At 31.3% G+C, this 20,591-nt stretch carries 20 protein-coding genes; 12 read left to right on the top strand and 8 right to left on the bottom strand.

Features of this window, described 5'->3' with window-relative positions:
• The first annotated feature begins 30 nt into the window (after positions 1-30).
• From rlmN to QLS65_RS01660, 5 genes are all read left to right on the top strand, one after another.
• Entirely contained in the window at positions 31-1,074 is a 1,044-nt protein-coding gene (gene rlmN / locus QLS65_RS01680) for a dual-specificity RNA methyltransferase RlmN (protein WP_282710727.1), read from the top strand.
• Between the two features lie 79 nt (positions 1,075-1,153).
• Entirely contained in the window at positions 1,154-2,131 is a 978-nt protein-coding gene (locus tag QLS65_RS01675; RefSeq protein WP_099714428.1) for a polyprenyl synthetase family protein, read from the top strand.
• 148 nt (positions 2,132-2,279) lie between these two features.
• Positions 2,280-2,840 (top strand): RNA polymerase sigma factor, encoded by a 561-nt coding sequence (locus tag QLS65_RS01670; RefSeq protein WP_282714821.1) that lies wholly within the window; start codon positions 2,280-2,282, stop codon positions 2,838-2,840.
• Complete coding sequence (locus tag QLS65_RS01665) at positions 2,827-3,558, top strand: hypothetical protein (protein WP_282714819.1); 732 nt, start codon at positions 2,827-2,829, stop codon at positions 3,556-3,558. The genes QLS65_RS01670 and QLS65_RS01665 overlap by 14 nt, the downstream gene beginning before the upstream one ends.
• Before the next feature lie 32 nt (positions 3,559-3,590).
• A complete protein-coding gene (locus QLS65_RS01660) occupies positions 3,591-4,631 on the top strand; it encodes a hypothetical protein (RefSeq protein WP_282714817.1) in 1,041 nt (346 codons plus the stop codon).
• A gap of 71 nt (positions 4,632-4,702) precedes the next feature.
• Here the strand turns inward: QLS65_RS01660 and QLS65_RS01655 are convergent, their stop codons facing one another.
• Both QLS65_RS01655 and QLS65_RS01650 read right to left on the bottom strand, forming a co-directional pair.
• Positions 4,703-5,368 carry a sensor histidine kinase gene (locus QLS65_RS01655; protein WP_282714815.1) on the bottom strand — a complete coding sequence of 222 codons (666 nt, stop codon included), beginning with the start codon at positions 5,366-5,368 and terminating at the stop codon, positions 4,703-4,705.
• Entirely contained in the window at positions 5,332-5,793 is a 462-nt protein-coding gene (locus tag QLS65_RS01650; protein ID WP_282714813.1) for a response regulator, read from the bottom strand. Before QLS65_RS01650 ends, QLS65_RS01655 begins: the two co-directional genes overlap by 37 nt.
• A 305-nt stretch (positions 5,794-6,098) precedes the next feature.
• On the opposite strand from QLS65_RS01650, the gene QLS65_RS01645 reads away from it, so the two are divergent.
• Positions 6,099-6,890 (top strand): response regulator transcription factor, encoded by a 792-nt coding sequence (locus tag QLS65_RS01645; protein WP_282714812.1) that lies wholly within the window; start codon positions 6,099-6,101, stop codon positions 6,888-6,890.
• 706 nt (positions 6,891-7,596) lie between these two features.
• Positions 7,597-8,073, top strand: a complete 477-nt coding sequence (locus QLS65_RS01640) for a hypothetical protein (protein ID WP_282714810.1) — start codon at positions 7,597-7,599, stop codon at positions 8,071-8,073.
• A 26-nt stretch (positions 8,074-8,099) separates the two neighbouring features.
• Here the strand turns inward: QLS65_RS01640 and QLS65_RS01635 are convergent, their stop codons facing one another.
• Both QLS65_RS01635 and QLS65_RS01630 read right to left on the bottom strand, forming a co-directional pair.
• On the bottom strand, positions 8,100-8,468 hold the full coding sequence (locus QLS65_RS01635; RefSeq protein ID WP_282710720.1) for a response regulator: 369 nt from the start codon (positions 8,466-8,468) through the stop codon (positions 8,100-8,102).
• A 4-nt stretch (positions 8,469-8,472) separates the two neighbouring features.
• A complete protein-coding gene (locus QLS65_RS01630; RefSeq protein ID WP_282714807.1) occupies positions 8,473-12,000 on the bottom strand; it encodes a sensor histidine kinase in 3,528 nt (1,175 codons plus the stop codon).
• Positions 12,001-12,315: 315 nt separating this feature from the next.
• Between QLS65_RS01630 and dnaG the strand changes: the two genes are divergently transcribed.
• Entirely contained in the window at positions 12,316-14,298 is a 1,983-nt protein-coding gene (gene dnaG / locus QLS65_RS01625) for a DNA primase (protein WP_282714806.1), read from the top strand.
• A 118-nt stretch (positions 14,299-14,416) separates the two neighbouring features.
• Here the strand turns inward: dnaG and QLS65_RS01620 are convergent, their stop codons facing one another.
• Positions 14,417-15,046, bottom strand: coding sequence for a response regulator transcription factor (locus QLS65_RS01620; RefSeq protein ID WP_282710717.1), 630 nt, complete (start codon positions 15,044-15,046; stop codon positions 14,417-14,419).
• 95 nt (positions 15,047-15,141) lie between these two features.
• Positions 15,142-15,942: an NAD(+) synthase gene (nadE, locus tag QLS65_RS01615; RefSeq protein WP_282710716.1), complete on the bottom strand. Its 801-nt coding sequence runs from the start codon at positions 15,940-15,942 to the stop codon at positions 15,142-15,144.
• Positions 15,943-16,042: 100 nt separating this feature from the next.
• On the opposite strand from nadE, the gene gldB reads away from it, so the two are divergent.
• Complete coding sequence (gene gldB, locus QLS65_RS01610) at positions 16,043-16,999, top strand: gliding motility lipoprotein GldB (RefSeq protein WP_282714803.1); 957 nt, start codon at positions 16,043-16,045, stop codon at positions 16,997-16,999.
• Positions 16,999-17,334 (top strand): gliding motility protein GldC, encoded by a 336-nt coding sequence (gene gldC, locus QLS65_RS01605; protein ID WP_091165314.1) that lies wholly within the window; start codon positions 16,999-17,001, stop codon positions 17,332-17,334. Before gldB ends, gldC begins: the two co-directional genes overlap by 1 nt.
• Before the next feature lie 79 nt (positions 17,335-17,413).
• Here the strand turns inward: gldC and yihA are convergent, their stop codons facing one another.
• On the bottom strand, positions 17,414-18,034 hold the full coding sequence (gene yihA, locus QLS65_RS01600) for a ribosome biogenesis GTP-binding protein YihA/YsxC (RefSeq protein ID WP_113634788.1): 621 nt from the start codon (positions 18,032-18,034) through the stop codon (positions 17,414-17,416).
• A gap of 33 nt (positions 18,035-18,067) precedes the next feature.
• Entirely contained in the window at positions 18,068-18,841 is a 774-nt protein-coding gene (locus QLS65_RS01595; protein ID WP_099714437.1) for an alpha/beta fold hydrolase, read from the bottom strand.
• Positions 18,842-19,222: 381 nt separating this feature from the next.
• Between QLS65_RS01595 and mraZ the strand changes: the two genes are divergently transcribed.
• Both mraZ and rsmH read left to right on the top strand, forming a co-directional pair.
• The gene (gene mraZ / locus QLS65_RS01590) at positions 19,223-19,696 is read left to right on the top strand and encodes a division/cell wall cluster transcriptional repressor MraZ (protein ID WP_114754268.1); all 474 of its coding nucleotides are present in this window, start codon (positions 19,223-19,225) and stop codon (positions 19,694-19,696) included.
• Positions 19,671-20,579: a 16S rRNA (cytosine(1402)-N(4))-methyltransferase RsmH gene (rsmH, locus tag QLS65_RS01585; protein WP_282714800.1), complete on the top strand. Its 909-nt coding sequence runs from the start codon at positions 19,671-19,673 to the stop codon at positions 20,577-20,579. The genes mraZ and rsmH overlap by 26 nt, the downstream gene beginning before the upstream one ends.
• Positions 20,580-20,591 lie beyond the last annotated feature (12 nt).

Genomic DNA, 20,591 nt, shown 5'->3' with positions numbered 1-20,591 from the left:
AAATCAACAAATTGTCATTAAATTTGCACCATGGAAATCGAGAAAAAAGACATACGATCCTTATCAAAAGAACAATTGCGAGATTTTTTTGTAGCAAATGGAGACAAAGCCTTTCGTGGAAATCAAGTTTACGAATGGTTGTGGAGCAAAGGTGCACATAGTTTTGAGGATATGACCAATGTTTCTAAGGGAACACGTACGATGTTGGAGACGCATTTTGTTATTAACCACATCAAAGTGGATACCATGCAGCGCAGTGAAGATGGAACCGTGAAAAATGCCGTTCGTTTGCATGATGGTTTGGTGGTGGAATCGGTTTTGATACCTACAAATACAAGAACTACAGCGTGTGTTTCGAGTCAAGTAGGTTGTAGTTTAGATTGCAACTTTTGCGCTACAGCGCGATTAAAAAGAATGCGAAATCTGGAACCGGCTGAAATATATGATCAGGTAATTGCCATTGATAAAGAAAGCCGTTTGTATTACAATCATCCGTTGTCGAATATTGTTTTCATGGGAATGGGAGAACCACTTATGAATTACAACAATGTTTTGAAAGCAATCGAAATGATTACGTCACCGGAAGGATTAGGGATGTCACCGAAACGTATTATGGTTTCGACTTCGGGAGTTCCTAAAATGATAAAAAAACTAGCTGATGACGAAGTAAAATTCAAATTAGCCGTTTCGCTACACTCTGCAATCGACGAAATTCGTTCCAGAATTATGCCGTTTAGTGCTAATTTTCCTTTAGTGGATTTACGTGAATCATTAGAATATTGGTACCGAAAAACTAAAAGCAAAATCTCCTACGAATATGTCGTTTGGAAAGATATCAATGACAATAAAGCTTCCATAGATGCCTTGGTGAAGTTTTGTAAATACGTTCCTTGCAAAGTAAATCTTATCGAATACAATCCTATCGATGATGGGGAATTTCAACAAGCTTCTGAAGAATCAATTAATGCGTACATAAAAGCGCTTGAAGCTAGCGGAATTGTGGTAAAAGTGCGAAGAAGTCGTGGAAAAGATATTGATGCAGCTTGTGGACAATTGGCAAATAAAGAAGCTTAAGAGTTTTCTTTTCGAAAAATATTCAAAAGAATGCAAGCATTTGTAAGATTCTAGGCTAAAATTGTATCTTTGAATTCTAATGAATATTACTTCACAAATAAAACAGCCCATTTTCAATGAAATGGAACTTTTTGAAAAAAAGTTCTATGAATCGATGACCTCAAAAGTGGCTTTGTTAAATAGAATCACGTATTACATCGTCAACAGAAAAGGAAAACAAATGCGTCCTATGTTTGTTTTTCTGACTGCTAAAATGGTTTCGGCAGGAATTGTAAATGAGCGAACGTATCGTGGAGCTTGTGTTATCGAACTGATTCATACTGCGACATTAGTTCATGATGATGTAGTGGATGACAGTAATCGCAGAAGAGGTTTTTTCTCCCTAAATGCGCTTTGGAAAAATAAAATTGCGGTACTTGTGGGTGATTATTTATTGTCCAAAGGATTGTTGCTTTCTATTGATAATGGAGATTTTGACTTACTCCGAATTATTTCTGTCGCTGTTCGCGAAATGAGTGAAGGCGAATTACTTCAAATTGAAAAAGCCCGAAGACTCGATATCACAGAAGATATTTACTATGAAATCATCCGAAAAAAGACAGCGACACTTATTGCTGCCTGTTGCGCTCTTGGTGCAAGATCCGTTATTGAAGATGAAGTTCAGGTAGAAAACATGCGTAAATTTGGAGAACTTATCGGGATGGCTTTTCAGATAAAAGATGATTTATTTGATTACACCGAAGATGCCATTGGTAAACCAACCGGAATTGACATCAAAGAACAAAAAATGACGCTGCCTCTTATTCACGTCCTGAATACGTGTACTTCCAAAGAGAAAACTTGGCTTATCAATTCCATTAAAAACCACAATAAAGATAAAAAACGCGTCAAAGAAGTTATTGCTTTTGTAAAAAACAATAATGGATTGCTTTATGCAGAACAAAAAATGGTCGAATTCCAGCAAGAAGCCCTTTTGCTTTTAGATAATTATTCGGATTCTGAGTTTAAAGATGCGCTGATTTTGATGGTAAATTACGTGATTGAAAGAAAAAAATAATTTTTTTTAAAATATTTTTATTTCGTTAACTATTGATTTTACTCACTTTTTTTGGTTTTAATTTTTAGAATCAAAAAATTTTCTATCTCAGATGCAACCTTTTTGCATTGTCAATCGTCTATACTTATAGAAACACTTTATAAAGATTTTGAAAGTAATCAACTTACATCAGGAGGAAAATGAATTAATCGAGTTAGCTGTCGAGAATAATCGGCATGCACAACAGAAAATTTATACCCAGTTTTCTCCAAAAATGTTAAGCGTTTGCCGCCAATACATAAAAGACATTCATCAGGCTGAAGATATCATGATTACTGCTTTTATGAAAGTGTTTACGAATCTGAAGAATTTTCAGCACAAAGGAAGTTTCGAAGGTTGGATTAGAAGAATCATGGTCAATGAATGTATTTCTTTTATCCGAGTTGAAAAAAAACTAAAGTATAGTGAAGATGAAACCTATTTTGAAGAAAGTTTCAACAACATTGAAAGCCAATTTTCAATAGACGATATTCAGTTTTTAATAGACAGTTTGCCGGATGGATATAAAATGGTTTTCAATTTATATGCTATTGAAGGGTATAAGCATCAAGAAATTGCAAATATGTTAGGGATTAATGAAGGAACATCAAAGTCGCAATTGTCACATGCCAGAAAAATGCTGCAAGGACAGATTAATACCTTAAAAAATTATAGTTATGGAACTAAATAAGTTAGAAACACAGTTCAAAGAGCAATTAAATTCTCGGGAGATCAAACCTTCAGAAATGGCTTGGAGCAAACTGGATGCAATGCTTTCGGTAGCTGACTCGAGCAATAGCGAACAGGCGAAGCAAAAACCAAAAGCTAAATTCCCTTGGATGTTTATGGCGGCAAGTTTTGTTGGGTTTGTATTGATAGGAACGGTTTATTTCAGTCAAAAAGGAAATACAATTGAAAATCAGAAAAATGAAGTTGTTATTCAAAATTCAGTTACTACAAAAACTACTGTCGTTCCTGATAATAGTATAAAACTAAAAACAGAAGATGAAAAAGGTTTAGTTGCTAATGTTGTCCAAAAATCAACTTCGGGAACTAACAAAACTCCAATTTTAAAAGAAAAATCGATAATCGTTAACAATAATTCAAATCAAAATCAAGTAGCAGAAGTTTCAATCACTAATCAAAAAACAGAACAAAAAGCAGAACAAAAATCAATCAAATCACAAATCAGCGATGTTACAGTTGACGAACTGTTAGCAGTTGCCGGAAATCCTTCGAAAAAGGAAAATCAATTGAATCAAAAACTGGCTGTATATGTAAATGCCGGTAATTTACTTTCGCAGGTGGATGGAGAATTAGAACTTTCCTTTCGAGAAAAAGTAATCAATAAAGTAAGCAAGAATTACCAATCGGTAAAAGTTGCTTTGTCGAATCGCAACTTAGAATAAAAATCATCAATCACCTTTAAAATCAAATCATCATGAGAAATTTTACAATTTACTTAGTAACACTGTTATGCTTTTTTGCCAGCAAAATGCTTGGACAGGAAACATTTGAAAAACGAGCAAAAACCATTGCTTTAAAAATTGAAACCATTACCAAAGAAGAAAAAGCTGCGCTGAAAATAGAAGTTGAAGCAATTAATAATCAGTTAATTAATGGTGCAATAACTAGAGAAGAAGCGGAGAGTAAAAAGAAATTATTGGCTGAAGCCAGAGCAATCAACATCGAGTCTAGAGTAGCTGTAGAGCAAGAGGCATTAAAAAACTTGGTTCAGGAAAAAGTTGACGGAAAAATTAAAGAACAGGATTCTTCTCGAACTTATAGTTTTTCTTTTCATGGAAAAAAACATGAGCATGGTTTTAAAGATACCGTTCAGGGGGAAAGAAGAACAACATCACAGTTTGTCTTTGCTACCGGATTGAATAATTTAGTCACTGATAGTAAACTGGAAGATTCTGATTATAGATTTTTGGGTTCTCATTTTTATGAATTAGGTGTTACTTACAATAGCAGAATCGCTAAAAATAATAATCTACTTCATGCTAAATACGGCTTGTCTTTGATGTATAATAATTTGCGTCCAACAGATAATCGTAATTTTGTAATCAACGGCGATCAAACTAATCTTGTGGTGAATCCTATTGACATAAAAGATTCGCGTTTTAGAAATGTGTATTTAGTAGCTCCAGTTCATATAGAGTTTGATTTTTCAGAAAAAAAAATGAAAGAGGATAAGCCATTTTACAAAACGCATCAAAGTGTTCGTTTTGGGATAGGTGGTTATGCGGGAATCAATTTGAAATCAAAACAAATTATCAAGTATGATGATAATGATTTGAAAGCTACGGAAAAGACAAAAGGAGATTTTAATACCAGTAATTTTATCTATGGTTTGAGTACATACATTGGATATAAAGAAACGAGTTTGTATTTAAAATATGACTTGAATCCTTTGTTTAAAGATAATGTGATAAAGCAAAACAATGTTTCTTTAGGATTGCGTTTCGATTTAAATTAAAATTTGTTGAGTTAGTTTTATAATAATAGACGCACTTTGAAAAAAGTGGGTCTATTATTCTTGGTATAATTTTAGTCAAGATCAGTAATTTTATATAAAGGCAGAAATATTTTTATTGTTGTTCCTTCATTTTCTTTTGAAATAATGGTAAAAACGCCCGCTGATTTTTTTATAATAATTTTGCTTAAGAAAAGTCCTAGTCCTAAACCTTGTTGTTCTCTTTTTTCCCGATTGAATTGTTGAGAGGCACCAATTTTTTTTAATTCTTGTTGACTTAAGCCAATCCCAAAATCTCTAATTACCAACTCATAATATTCATTATTAAACTGTTCACCAGAAACAATAATAATTTTATTATCAGAAGAAAACTTTAATGCATTGTCTATTAATTCAAAAAAGATGAATTCTAAATGCTTTTTGTTAAATTTAATGGTTGCTTTATCAATTTCAAAACTGATTCTTTTTTCCTGTCCTTCATAAATCTTAAAAATTTTTTCTTTTGTATTTAAAAATGTATTTAATATTTCACAACTTGAATGGTCGTTAAATTTAATCGAATTATTTTTAAGATTTTGATAAAGAATTATATTTTGCATTGTTCTATTTAATCGTTCTCCTGATATTTTGATCGATTCATAAAATGATAAAACTTCTTTTCTGTCAAGATTTTCTTCATTTTTCATTAGAAGCTCAATCGATCCTAAAATTCCATTAAGAGGAGTGTTGATTTCATGCAAAAAAGTTTTTTTTTACCTAAATATAAATTGTTGTGATTATTCTTTATTTTTTCAAATCGTTCTATTTTTGATTGTACAATAGATATTAATTCTTTCACTTTAAATGGTTTGGAAATAAAATCATCCACACCATCTAATAGACATTTTCTCATCAGGTTATTTTCTTTTTTGGCAGTTAAAAAAATAAAAGGGATTGAGTTCAAAGAATGAATTTCCTTGATTATTTCATGAAATTTACTACCATCCATCACGGGCATCATTATGTCGCATATAATTAAGTCGGGGACCCAATATTCTAAGAGATCTAATGCATCTTGGCCATTGCAGGCTGTTCTGACGTCGTAATTCTCATAGTTAAGGAGTTCGCTAATAGTTTCTCTTAGATTTAATTCATCGTCGACTAAGAGAATTTTATTTTTGTTCATAAGTACAGGTTAATTTTATTTTTGGATTTTATTCTCCCTAAAATAAAAAATTGGAAAATGCTTATATTGATGCATTTTAGAAAATTTACTAATAAAATTCTTATAAAAAAACATGATGGATGATGCAAATCCCAACCGCAACATAAGAGTTTTTGAATTTATTATACTTTTCATTTTTTAGAAAAGTAATTAAAATTTAGAGTGCTTTGTAAAAGTATTTTTAATAAAACTTAAAAGGGGTTTAATTACTGATAGTTTAAAATAAAAAGGCGTTTGATTAAAATAGAAAAGGGTAATTTAGTAAAATGAAAAAGCAGAAATTAAAAATTATTTTAGTCGAAGATGATGTAGCTTTAGGAGCTTCTATTTTGGAATTATTAGTTTTGAGTGATTTTGACGTTTATTGGCTGAAAAATGGAATTGAAGCATTGAAGCATTTGCAAAAAAATATCCCGGATGTAATTATAAGCGATCTAATGATGCCGGGTATGGGTGGTGAAGAACTGTTTTTAAAAATAAGAAAAAATAATAAATTTAAAACCGTACCGTTAATTATGATTACTGCAAATACGGATGACGATATAAAATTTAAGCAGTTAGAAAATGGAGTCAATGATTTTATAATGAAGCCTTTTAATGTCAAGGAATTAATCTTTAAGATCAAAAATATAGTTGAACTTAAAAAAAATATAGAAAAAAAGTATGCCCCTGATCCATTTTCAAAAGTTACAATAAAATTGTCTGAGAAAGATTTTTTGACTTCAGTAAATGAGATTCTTGTAAATTATTTAAAAAGAAAAGTTGATTTGTATGAATTGTCCCGTCAGCTTTTTATAAGTAAATCAACCTTAGATAAAAGAATTCGCAAACTGACTAATAAAAATATTAGTCAGTATATTAGAGAGTTTAAATTAGAATATGCCGTTACTCTAATTCATTTGGGAGAGAAAAATATACAATATCTAGTTGACGAAACCGGATTCAACTCATTTTCATATTTTTCAACAAGTTTTAAATCGTATTTGAATGTTACGCCTACAGATTATATAAAATCAATCGAGATCGAAAAAAACGATAAAAATCTTATGATTAGGTAAGCTGCTGTAAACACTTAGTTAGGCTGATGAAATAATGATATTTACAAAAGTAAAGTGAAAGTTGTTTTAGTATCCTGTTTTATTTATTGAGTATTTTGCGAGAGTGTTTTTTTTTAGTAGTCTAATAATTTTAAATTATCAGTAATTAAAAACGAAGTATGTGTACATGATATATTGTACGCATTTCGTTTAAAAATATTTTTTAAGATTTAATGAGTGCTTATTTTTTAAGATTTAAATAGTGATAATGAAAAGCCTTTTTAAAGATTACTTCACTTTTTATAACACTAATTTTTTTAAAACAAAGATATTGCTTGGATTTCTATTGTTTGCTATTCGTATAAATAATTACCGTCTCTTTTTTGAGAATTGGACCCTCATTTCGTATGCGTTGTTACAATTCAATAATTTTTTGATGAAATACTTTAGATTTCATCCAGAATGCTTTAGTATACCCTAAAGCATTTCAATAATTTTAGATTTGATGTGACTGCAATAAATATTTTTTTTAGAAATATAAATTATAAGTATTTTTTTTTAAGCTATAAGTTAAAAATAATTTTATCTGATTTAGTATCATATATTCACACCATCATATGAGTTGCTTCTTATCAAGCACCTAACTTGAAAATTTATTTGATGCAAATAAATGATAGCTACAATTTAGTTGCGGAAAGCTATTTTTTTAATAAGTATGACTAAAAAGATGAATGTAAATTTTGTAGCTGTAAACAAAGCAGAAAATATCCTAGAAGAAAATTCTTTTTTTATTGCTTTTGAATCGAAAGTGATTCTTAAAAACGATAAGGAAAGAATCAATTTATCTTTGAATCAAATTTCAAATATTAGAATTGTTAAAAAAAGGGATTTAACTACCAAAATTATTATATCAATTTTCTCTGCTTTGTTTTATTTAACAGCGATACATCCTGTAAGAGACAAAATTGTATTTCAATTATTGTTCGTAGTTTATGTTTCGTTTTTATTTATCGTCTTTAGTTTGATAAGAAGATACAAGTATAGACTTTTAATAAATCACGGGAAGTTAGGTTTTAATGAAATAGTAATTTCAGAGAGCAATCTTTTTTATGCAAAACGTTTTGTTGTTATGTTTAAAACTAACATAGCTAAAACGAATGTTAACGATGGAATACCCTTTATACAAGGGTTTTATTCTAGTTAGTGTACAGGTAAATTCGTGTATTGTTACTATTTATTTGTTAATAAATTAGATTCTATAATTTCTTTTAATTCTTTAAAGGCAAAAGGTTTTTTGATATAACCTTTGGCGCCTAATGCAATTCCTTTTTTTATATTTTTAAATTCAACATTTGCACTAAGTAATAATACCGGAATAATTGAATATTCTGAATTTTGATGATGTTCCATAAAACCGTACCCGTCAAGTTCAGGCATTGTTATGTCGCATAAGATAAGGTCAGGTTTTATTTTTTTGACTTTCGTTAATCCATCAATTCCATTTGTTGCTTTATGAACATCATATCCTACAAAGGTCAGTAATTCGCAGATAGTTTCTCTTAATTTGAGTTCGTCATCTATAATTAATATTTTAGCCATAGTTTTAGCCATTTTGTAAAGGGAATTGTAGCGTAACTTTTGTCCCTTTCCCTAGTTTACTATCTAATTGAATGGTTCCTGAATTTTTTTCGGTAAATGTTTTAACAATGTATAGTCCTAAGCCGGTACCTGGGAATCCACTGGTATTACTTGCTCTAAAAAAAGTATTAAAAAGTTTTGATTGATCTTTCTCTGGGATTCCTATTCCAAAATCGATAATTTCAAGTACAATCGTATTTTCTCTGGTAAAGAGGTTAAAAATAATGTCTCCCAATCCTTCGGAATATTTTATGGCATTATTTAGTATGTTGAAGAGCGAGTATTCCATTAGTTTTTTATCTGCAAAAACCGTAAAAGAATCTTTTTTAAAGTAAGTTTGTATTTTTAGGTTATTATTTTGATTGCTATGGCTGTTTTCAATTATAGCAATACACAGTTCTTTTAAATCGAATTTGACGGGCTTAAAATCTGTTTTTCCAGAATCTTCTTTTGAAATTGTCAGAACTGCATTCATTAATTCGACTATTCTGTCAATTTCTTCAGTAATAATGGTAATACGCTTTTGTAATCGACTTCCATTTTCTAAGTTCTGATTCTCTAAATACATAGAAATTAATTCAGCACTGGTTCTTATAGTAGTCATAGGAGTTCTAAATTCATGCGAAATAGTTGAAACTAAATTGGTGCGTAATTCATTCAATTCTCGTTCGCGAGTTAAAGTATTAATGATTATTTCTTCAGCTTCTTTTTGTTGTGTTATATCCCGACTGCTTGATTGAAAACCAATTGTAACACCGTTATCAGTTATAATGCTAGCTTTTATTTCAAGCCATTTATAATCTCCTTGTTTTGTTAGAAATCTACATTGGACAGATTCATCATTTTTCTTTTCAATGAAATTATAAAATTTCTCCAGCAGTTCTTTTAAATTTTCTGGATGTACATAATCTAAAGGCGATTTACCTATTAACTCTTCAGGGGTATAGCCCAAAAGCTTTTTTATCGAGGGAGAAATGTATTGAAAAGAAGTATTTGAATTGTGTAAACAAACTAAATCGACAGTATTGTCAGCTAATAAGCGATACATACTTTTAGCCTCATTAAGCTGAATACTTTTATTTTTATTGTTTTCATCGGTTAATAATTTATTTACCTCCTCGATTTTTTTTCTTTCGGTAATATTAATAATTTGGGGAATATAATGCTGAATTTCACCCATATTATTTCTTACCAATGAAACGGAAAAATGCACCCAAACTAATGATTTGTTTTTATGAATGTATCTTTTTTCTATATTGAAATTAGAAGTCTTTCCTAAAACTAATTTTTCTTTATTTGCTATATCTTCAGGTATATCTTCAAAATAAGTAATTTCTTGACAGGTAAATGTTTTAAACTCTTTTTTAGAATATCCTAACATTTCACACAAGCGATCATTCACCTCGATCCAATAGCCATCAATATCTAGAATACCCATTCCTACTGCAGAATGCTGAAAAGCTCCTTTAAATTGTTCTTCGCTTTGTTGTAATTCATCTTTTAGCTTTTTTTCTTTTGTAATATCTTGCATGGCGCCAATAATGCGAATAGCCATTCCGTCTTTATTTCGAATGATTATGACTTTGTCATTTACATATGCATAAGTACCATCGAATTTTAGATAACGGTATTCAAATGACCATTTGTGAGTATCACTAATTAAGGCTTCTGTAAGCGATTTGAGATAGGAAACTTTGTCTTCTGAATGAACAAAATTTTCGTACTCTTGTCTTTTTATAATACTGTTTTCAAACTTATGTCCAAAAAGATCGCAATAACTCCCCCCAACATAAATTTTATCTGTAATTATATTCCAATCCCAAAGTGCCTCAGAGGTGGCCTCACCAGAATAAATAAACCGTTCATTACTTATTTTTAATGCATCTTCCGCATTTTTTAGGGCTGTAATATCTTTGAAGGAGCAAATTACGTAGAGTAATTCATCACAATCGCTAAATACAGGTATGGCATCAACTAACAACCAAACTAAATCATTGTACATCGGGCGATGAACACCCATGACGATATTGTTTATTGATTTTAAATTCTTTATTGCCTGAGAAACGGGGTATTCATCTACTATAAAAGTGGACCCATCAAGATGAATAACTTTCCAATTATCATCATACGAAGCTCTTCCAAGCAATTGATCTTCTGTAAGACCGAGAATTTCACATGCGGCTTTGTTATTTTCTAATATTTCAGATTGGGGGCCTTGTACCAAAATACCAACAGCTACGTTCTGAATTATACTTTTGGTAAGTTGTCTGCTTTCGAGAATCTCTTCCTGAATTCTCTTACTTTTAGTAATATCAACGCCAAATCCTACCATCATTTCAAGGGTTCCGTTGTCCTTAAAAACAGGAGTTAGTTTTCGGGCATGATAGGTTTTTTGGTCGTCTAGGCTTTCAATAGTATCTTCCCATTCAATTATACTCTTAGATTCTAAGGCATGTAAAAACTTGATACGCCTCATTTTTGCAAAAGTATCATCCCTGCCGGTATGTTTTGCGTATTCATAATCATTTTTTCCTAAAATGAATTTTCTTAATTCATTATTTTTAATGGCTGCTGGATTTAAATAAGTATACCTATGATTACTGTCAAAAACGGCAACATCTGTAGGAAGCCTGTCTAATATTTTTTCGTAAAATTCTTTTTGTGCTACTATTTTTTGTTGTGCTTCAACATATTCGGTTATATCTCTACAATTTCCTCTATAAATTTTTTCGCCATTTTTTGTTGATAACTTTACACTAGTTGCATGCCATACGTAGTGTCCGTCTTTGTGTAACATCCTATAAGTGATTTCGTTTGTGACCCGTCCTAAATCAATTGTATTAAAAAAAGCAACAATCATTTCTACATCATCGGGGTGTAAAAACAAAAGGTTTTTTTTACCTATAATTTCGTGAGGTTGATGCCCTAAATAAGTTATCCAGTTTTTTGAAACATAGGTTAATATCCCTTCTAGATTTGTTTCAAAAACAATCTCTTTTGAATTGTCAAGAAAAGATTGAAATTGAGTTTCTTTTTCTTTAAGTTGATCTTCCAAATTCTTGTTTTGAATGTGTAACTCAAGTAAAGATTGAATTTGCAATACAGAAAATTCCAATGTTTTTAATTCTGTCCCGGATAGTTCTTTTGGAGTTGAATCCATGATGCAGAGCATTCCTATACAATCCTTATTAATTGATAAGGGAAATCCGGCTAAAAAAGACAAATCATTTAATAGAGTGTTTTTAACTTTCTTATGAATGGAATCTTTATTTATGTCTGGAAAGATACAAACTGTATTTTTTTTAATTATTTGGTCATTAAAAATTAGTAACTCTTCAGGGGTAGTAAATGAATAATCTAACCCGTTTTTAGCAATAAAAAACGGGGTGTCAGTCTTACTCATCATCACAGCTGCATATGGAACTTTACACAGTTCCGCTGTATAGGATAGAATAGTACTTAATTCTTGATGTAGATTTTTATTGTTGAACAAAATGGATAGGTTTTTATTTAGAATTAATAGGGCTAATTTTCATACAATAACTACTTATTATACAATAAATTGAATGCTTAATTACGCTCAGAAGTACAAAATAACGCTTATTTTATTGCAAATAAAAATGGATCAAATATTAATTAAAAATTTAAGAAAAAGGAGTTTAATTTGTGGTTAATTTTGAAACATATTAAACACGTAATTTTAAAATAGCTAGTTTGAGATATTGTTTTTTATTATTATGTTTTTATTATTTTAATGAATAATTAGTTTGATTAAACTTTGTAACTTTGAACTTTCAAAATAAATAAATTGATTTCAAAAGCCACTATAGATACTGTTTTCGAAACTGCTCGTGTTGAGGAGGTGATTGGTGATTTTGTTCACTTGAAACGTGCAGGAAGTAACTTCAAAGGGCTAAGCCCGTTTTCTGAAGAGCGTTCACCATCGTTCATGGTTTCTCCTGCTAAAGGGATTTGGAAAGATTTTAGTTCTGGAAAAGGTGGGAACTCTGTGGCTTTCTTAATGGAACACGAAAAATTTACGTATCCGGAAGCTATTAGATATTTAGCCAAAAAATACAATATTGAAATTGAAGAAACCGAGCAAACGGATGAAGAGAAAGCCAATACTGATGTTAGAGAAAGTATGTATTTGGTTTCGGAATTTGCAAAAACCTATTTCCACAACACACTTTTAAATTCTGAAGAAGGGAAAGCAATTGGTTATTCTTATTTCAAAGAACGCGGTTTTACCAATGAAACCATTAAGAAATTTGGATTAGGTTATTCCCCGGAAGCTTGGGATGCTTTTACCAAGGAAGCATTAGGCAAAGGATACAAATTAGAATTTCTGGAAAGTACAGGACTCACAATTCCTAGAGATGACAGGCCTTTCGATAGGTTCAAAAGCCGTGTGATGTTTCCAATACAAAGTATGTCAGGAAGAGTACTCGGTTTTGGAGGAAGGATTCTTACCAATGATAAAAAGGCTGCAAAATACCTGAATTCACCCGAAAGTGAAATTTACCATAAAAGTAAAGTGTTGTATGGTATTTTTCAAGCCAAACAATCCATTGCAAAATTGAACAACTGTTATTTAGTTGAAGGATATACGGATGTAATTCAGTTTAATCAATCTGGAATTGAAAATGTTGTTGCTTCCTCAGGGACAGCTTTGACGCCAGATCAAATTCGATTAGTCAACAGATTGACAAAGAATATTACCGTTCTTTTTGATGGAGATGCGGCCGGTTTGCGCGCTTCCATTAGAGGAATCGATTTGATTCTTGAAGAAGGAATGAATGTAAAAGTATGTACATTTCCTGACGGAGAAGACCCGGATAGTTTTGCTAAGAAAACGTCTTACGATGATTTAGTATTATATCTCGAAAATAATGCTAAAGATTTCATTCAGTTCAAAGCCTCATTGTTGATGAATGAAGCCAAGAATGATCCCATAAAAAAAGCAGATTTGATTCGAGATATGGTAGTCAGTATTTCGAAAATTCCGGATAGAATTCAACGCGAAATTTATATTCAGGAATGTTCTCGAATCATGGATATTTCAGAGCAAGTCCTTGTAAGTACCCTAGCACAATTAGTTCAAAAAGATGTGGTTGAAGTTGGAAAAAAACAACAACAAAAACAGGAGCAAAAAGCTTTTGAAGTTGTGAAAAATGAAAATCCTATTAGTACAGAGAAAGTAGATACTTTGGGTATTGTAGAATGTGAAATTATAAACATACTTTTATCGTACGGAAATATTTCTGAAAAATTTGAAGGTGTATTGATTGGAACTAATACTGAAGGCGAAGTTGGTGAAGTAGTTGTAAAGAAAGAAAGAAAGGTTTATGAAGAAATATATTTAAGTCTACAGGAGGATGAAATAGAATTTGCTACTGGTTTGTTTAAAGAAATATATAATGATGTAATAAGTGTTTATTTGCAAAATGATAATTTTAATTTAGAGAGATATCTAATGCATTTGAAACCGGAATTTGCTCAAATAATTACTGATATTGTGATGAATAATGAGAAATATGTATTGCATAATTGGGAAGGACAAAATATTTTTCCAAAAACTAAATTAGAGCAATTGAATCAAAATGTAACAGATAATTTATTTACGTTAAGATGGTATTTGATTAGTCAATTTATAGAAAATGCTAAAAACTCAGTTTCAAAAGAATCTGAAATAGATAATAGTGAGGTAATAGCTGATATAATGGATTATATTAAACTTAAAACAAAGTTCTCTTATAAAACAGGTAGGGTAGTAGTGAGATATCATTAAAAAGCTCTCTATCATCCGAAGCTAATTCAGATAATACAGAGCCTTTGTCAATGGTTATGGATTGTAATATACTAATCCATTCTTTTTCAAAAAAAATAGGGAGAGTTATGTCGTGGTACTAAACTATCTCTAAAGTTTTTGCTTTGTTTACCAAGTCTACTAAATTAGTAACATTTAGTTTTGTAAGTAATCGTAATTTGTACGTACTAATTGTTTTTTCATTTAGTTTCAGAATATCAGCTATCTCATGGTTTTTCTTCCCATCACTTAGATAGCGTAAAACTTCTACTTCACGATTAGAAAGCTTACGATATAAGCGTTCGCTCTTACTTTGTTTTGCAATTAGTGCTAGATTTTTCTTTACGGTTTCATTTATAATTATCTTTCCTTGGTGGACTTTGATAATTGAAATTCCTAAAGTTTCTAGTTTTTCTTTTTTGTGAATGAATCCTGAAACACCTGCTTTAATAGCATTTGGAGCATAAATTTGTTCTGAAAGACCACTGAAGATGATAATTTTAGTTTTTGGAAAATTTTTTAAGATTGCTTTGACCTCAAAAATACTGGAAAGACCTTCCAGCTCCAAATCTAAAACTAAGACATCAATCTCTTTAGTTAAAAGTATATCCCGTACCATCAAGAAATTACCAACATTGGCAACTATTGATATGTCTGCATTATCTTTAAAGTAAGATTTTACTCCAAAATGCACAACGGGATAATTATCGGCTATACATACTTTGATCATGATTTTTAAATTTTTAGAATTATTTGTAATTGGAAATGTAAAATTAATAAATAAATTCTGTAATTAATTGTAAATCAATATAAAATGTGACTTCTTTATACTTTTGGGATAAAACAAACAGGAATTGCTGTCATTTTATGTTGATTGATTGTATTTAATCGTTTATAAATTTCAAAAACAATCTTTTCTCTTCCTGAAAAAGCATCTAAAGATTGTTTAGCATCGTCTTGGGTCATTGCCCATTCCAATTCGTCATAACTGGCACCTAATTGATCTTCATCAGTTCTCTCATCGCCAAATAATCCATCAGTAGGTGATGCATTTAAAATTGAGTCCGGAACTTTCAAATAACTTCCTAAAAGAAAGACTTCAGACTTCATTAAATCAGCAATAGGACTCAAATCAACTCCGCCATCACCATATTTTGTATAGAAACCCACTCCAAAATCTTCTACTTTATTTCCAGTTCCTGCGACTAATAAACAATGAATCCCTGCAAAGTAATACAGCGTTGTCATTCTTAATCGTGCTCGAGTATTGGCAAGAGATAAATGAAGTCTAGCTGTATCTGAAACATCTGGAACTGCTGTCTTGAAAGTTTCAAAAACTGAGGTCAAATCAGCTTCAATACTGGATACATTAGGAAATCTTTTTTTTAATTGTTCAATATGCTCCCGTCCACGAGTTACATGACTTTGCGCTTGATGAATGGGCATTTCAACACATAAAACTTTTAATCCTGTTTGTGCACATAATGTTGAGGTAACTGCCGAGTCTACTCCTCCGGAAACTCCAATTACAAAACCATTTACTTTTGCATTTTCAGCATATGTTTTTAACCAATTTACAATGTGGGTATTCACTTTTTCAACTTGTAATGTGCTTTTTTTAGTCATAATAGTTTACGTTTTAAAAATCAGGAATGTATATTTGCAAAATCAATTTGTTGCGCATTCGTTTCCTTAGATTCTTTGGAAACAAATTTAATTAATATATATGAAAAAATATCTGTTTCTTGTAGTCTTTTGTCTCTTTATTTTATCCTGTGACAAGAAAAACAAAGTAGAAAGTGCTGTTACAGCAATTCCTTTGGAAGTAAAAGTGGAGCGCTTTGATAAAATATTTTTTGAAACTCCACCACAGGATTTAGAAAAAGTAAAAAAACAGTTTCCGTTTTTTTTTCCTCCAGGAAATGATAATAGTGTTTGGTTGAGTAAAATGCAAGATCCCTTATGGAGAGAATTGTATACAGAAGTTCAAAAAAAATATGGTGATTTTGAGCCCGTAAAATTAGAGTTAGAAACACTTTTTAAACATATCAAATACTATTTTCCTAAGACAAAAACGCCAAAAGTGATCACTATAATCTCTGAAATGGATTATAAAAATAAGGCTATTTATGCGGATAGCTTGGTGGTGATTTCACTTGAATTGTATTTAGGAAAGAATCATAAGTTTTATCAGTTTCCAAATTATTTAAAACAAAATTTTGAGGAAAGACAAATCGCTCCAGATGTAGTTTCGAGTTTTTCAGCAGGTAAAATTCCACCGGTTTTAGATAAAGATTTGTTAAGCCAAATGATTTATTCTGGGAAGCAATTGTATTTAAAAGACTTACTTTTGCCGGATTATACCGATGCTGAAAAAATGGGATATACTCCAGAACAGATAACATGGTGTCAAGAAAATGAAAGTTACATGTGGCGTTATTTTATTGAAAAAGAAATGCTTTATAATAATGACCAAAAATTAATTTCCCGGTTTATAAATTCGGCGCCATTTTCTAAATTTTATTTAGAAATTGATAATGAATCACCAGGGCAGGTTGGTGCCTGGATAGGATGGCAAATGGTACGCTCATATATGAAAAATAATGATGTGCCTTTGGTAGATTTATTAAAAACCAATGCAAAAGAAATATTTGTTAAATCAAAATACAAACCAAAAAAGTAATGTCGAATAAAAATACATCAGAAATTAAGTTTCTAATTGAATTAGATGAAAACCGTGTTCCGGAAAAATTAATGTGGTCTGCCAAAGACGGTGGAGTTGAACAAGAGGAGGCTAAAGCGATTATGTTGTCTATTTGGGACAGCAAGGCAAAAGAAAGTATGCGAATTGATTTGTGGACTAAAGATATGCCTGTTGATGAAATGAAAATTTTCTTCCACCAGACTTTAGTGGCAATGTCTGAAACATTTAAACGTGCTACTGATGACGAGAAAATGGCAGACACCATGAAAGATTTCTGTGATTATTTTGCCGAGAAATTGGAGTTGACAAAATAGAATAACTGGCTTGCTAAAAAAAATAAAATCCCAAAACTAAACTTTAGTTTTGGGATTTTTTATATTCTAAATATAGTTTTTAAAACTGACTATTGTTTTTGAAAACCTCTTGGTTTACCTCGTCAATATAACTTAATAATTCTTCTTTTCCAGTAGATTCTGTTGCGGAAGTAACAAAGTAATGAGGCATTTCGGCCCAATTGTTAGCGAACATTTTCTTTTTGTAAGCCGCAATATGAGAGTCAATTTTTACTTTACTGATTTTGTCAGCTTTGGTGAAAACAATACAAAAAGGAATTTCACTTTCGCCCATGTAGGACATGAATTCAATATCTATGGTTTGCGCTTCATGACGAATGTCAATCAGAACAAATGCACAAACTAATTGTTCTCTTGTTTCGAAGTAGTCAGTAATAAATTCCTGAAAAATTGATTTCGTTTTTTTAGAAACTTTAGCATAACCGTAACCTGGTAAATCTACAAGAAACCAATTGTTGTTAATCAAAAAATGATTAATTAATTGTGTTTTTCCTGGTCTTCCTGATGTTTTAGCTAGCTTTTTATGATTCGTTAGCATGTTTATCAAAGAGGACTTCCCAACATTTGATCGGCCAATAAAAGCGTATTCCGGCAAAAAGTCTTTTGGACATTTGGATACATCGGAGTTGCTGATAACAAATTCGGCAGTATTAATTTTCATTTTTTCTAGGTGTAAAATTCTCCTTTTTTAGGATTAGTGTACTGATAAATGCGTGTGTGTTAACCAGTCTTCTAATAAACGATTAAATTCATCAGGATGCTCCATCATAGCGGCGTGACCACATTTATCAATCCAGTATAAGGTAGAATTAGGTAATAATTTATTGAATTCTTCTGCAACATCCGGAGGCGTAACTTTGTCGTTTTTTCCCCAAATTATACAGGTTTGAACATGCATTTTCGGCAAATCTTTTGCCATATTATGACGAATGGCGCTTTTGGCAATTGTCAATGTTTTTATCAATTTTATTCTGTCATTTACGGATTCGTAAACTTCATCAATAAGTTCTTTAGTGGCTACTTTTGGATCATAAAATACATCTTCAGCTTTTTTCTTGATGTATTCATAATCGCCTCTTTTAGGATAACTATCACCCATAGCGCTTTCATAAAGACCAGAACTTCCGGTAATTACAAGTCCGGCTACTTTTTCGGGATACATTTTAGTGTGGTATAAAGCAATATGGCCGCCTAATGAATTTCCTAACAGAATTACTCTGTCCAGCCCCTTGAATGTGATAAAATCTTTAACATATTTCGCAAAACTTTTTACATTCGTTTTTAAAATGTTTTGAGTGTATATAGGTAAATCTGGAATGATTATTTTATATCCTTTTGTAGAAAAGTAACTTGCAACAGCATCAAAGTTGCTAAGTCCACCCATAAGCCCGTGTAAGATGACAATTGGAGTTCCTTCGCCAGCTTCGTAATAGCTATATCTACCTTCTTTTTTATAGTGTTTTTCCATTTTTTTTGAATGCGGATTTTCAATTTTGACAAATATAGGATTTAATAAATAAAAAAGAATTTTTACAACAATTTTTAATTGTAAAATTATGCGTGTTGTTATAAAAACAGGCTTCTCTTTTTTGTGTATTTGAGCTTCAAATTTTAATTATTTTAAACTTGTTATTACCATTTTAAATTGAAATTTCATTGTATTTCACCTCCTTTTTTTAATAACATTACCTTTCTTACAAATAAAACAAAAGAGAGCTAACGTTCTGACTGTCCAAAAATTAAGGGTTTTTGTTTCAAAGTGGTTAAACTTATTAACAAAGTGGGATATAGTGGTAAATTGTGGTAATATTTTTTATATTTTTGCTCAACATCATTTAAAACTTTTTGATTGGATACAATTATTGGAACATATGAATGTAAAGTCGATGCTAAAGGAAGGTTGCTGTTGCCAGCGCCTTTGAAAAAGCAATTGGCTGCTTCACTTCAAAACGGCTTTGTTTTGAAGCGTTCCGTGTTTCAACCCTGTTTGGAGTTGTATCCTATGAGCGAATGGGATTTGATGATGCAAAAAATCAATAAACTGAATCGGTTCGTGAAGAAAAACAATGACTTTATCCGCAGGTTTACTGCCGGAGTTAAAGTGGTTGAGATAGATGCTTTAGGTAGGTTATTAGTGCCAAAGGATTTAGTGGTGTTTGCGAGTATTGCTAAAGAGGTTGTGTTCTCATCAGCAGTGAATATTGTTGAGATTTGGGATAAAGATTTATACGAAAAATCAATAAATGGTGAGGATGTTGATTTTGCAGATTTGGCAGAAGAAGTAATGGGAAATATAAATGACGACGACAATGGAATATCATAATCCGGTTTTGCTTCATGCATCAGTAGATGGTTTAAATATTAAGCCAGAGGGCATTTATGTTGATGTCACTTTTGGTGGTGGAGGACATTCGAAAGAAATATTGAAAAGACTCGGGCCAAACGGAAAGCTGTTTGCTTTCGATCAGGATGAAGATGCTTTGGCGAATGCTTTGCCTGATGAAAGATTTACGCTGATTAATGAGAATTTCCGTTTTATAAAACGGTTTTTGCGTTTTTATGGGGTGAAAAGTGTTGATGGAATCTTAGCAGATTTAGGAGTTTCGTCTCATCAGTTTGATGTTCCTGAAAGAGGTTTTTCTACTCGTTTTGATGCGGGGTTGGATATGAGAATGAGTCAAAAAAATGATTTGAATGCCTATCGTGTTGTCAATGAATATGATGATGCGAATTTGAGAAGGGTGTTCTTGGATTATGGAGAATTGAAAAATGCACCTGCTTTGTCCAGAACAATTATAGAAGCTAGAGAAGAACAGCCAATCAAGACGACTGATGAATTAAAAGAGGTCTTGGCGAGATATTTACCGGAAAGAGTTAGGAATAAAATATTGGCTCAAATTTATCAGGCGATTCGAATTGAAGTGAATCAGGAAATGGATGTTTTGAAAGAGTTTTTGGAACAATCTTTAGAAATATTGAATCCAGGCGGAAGATTGAGCGTGATTTCATATCATTCATTAGAAGATCGATTGGTGAAAAGATTTATGAAAAACGGAATGTTTGAAGGAGAACCTGAACGTGACTTTTTTGGTAATTTTTCAGTGCCATTTAAAACGGTTGGAAAATTAATTGTTCCGGATAATGCTGAAATAAAAGAGAACAATAGAGCAAGAAGTGCCAAATTAAGAATTGCTGAGAAGATATAATTAGTCATAAAA

Origin of the sequence: Flavobacterium algoritolerans, assembly GCF_030010385.1 — a bacterium.
GTDB lineage: Bacteria > Bacteroidota > Bacteroidia > Flavobacteriales > Flavobacteriaceae > Flavobacterium > Flavobacterium algoritolerans.
This window is presented reverse-complemented; position numbering and strand designations above follow the sequence as displayed.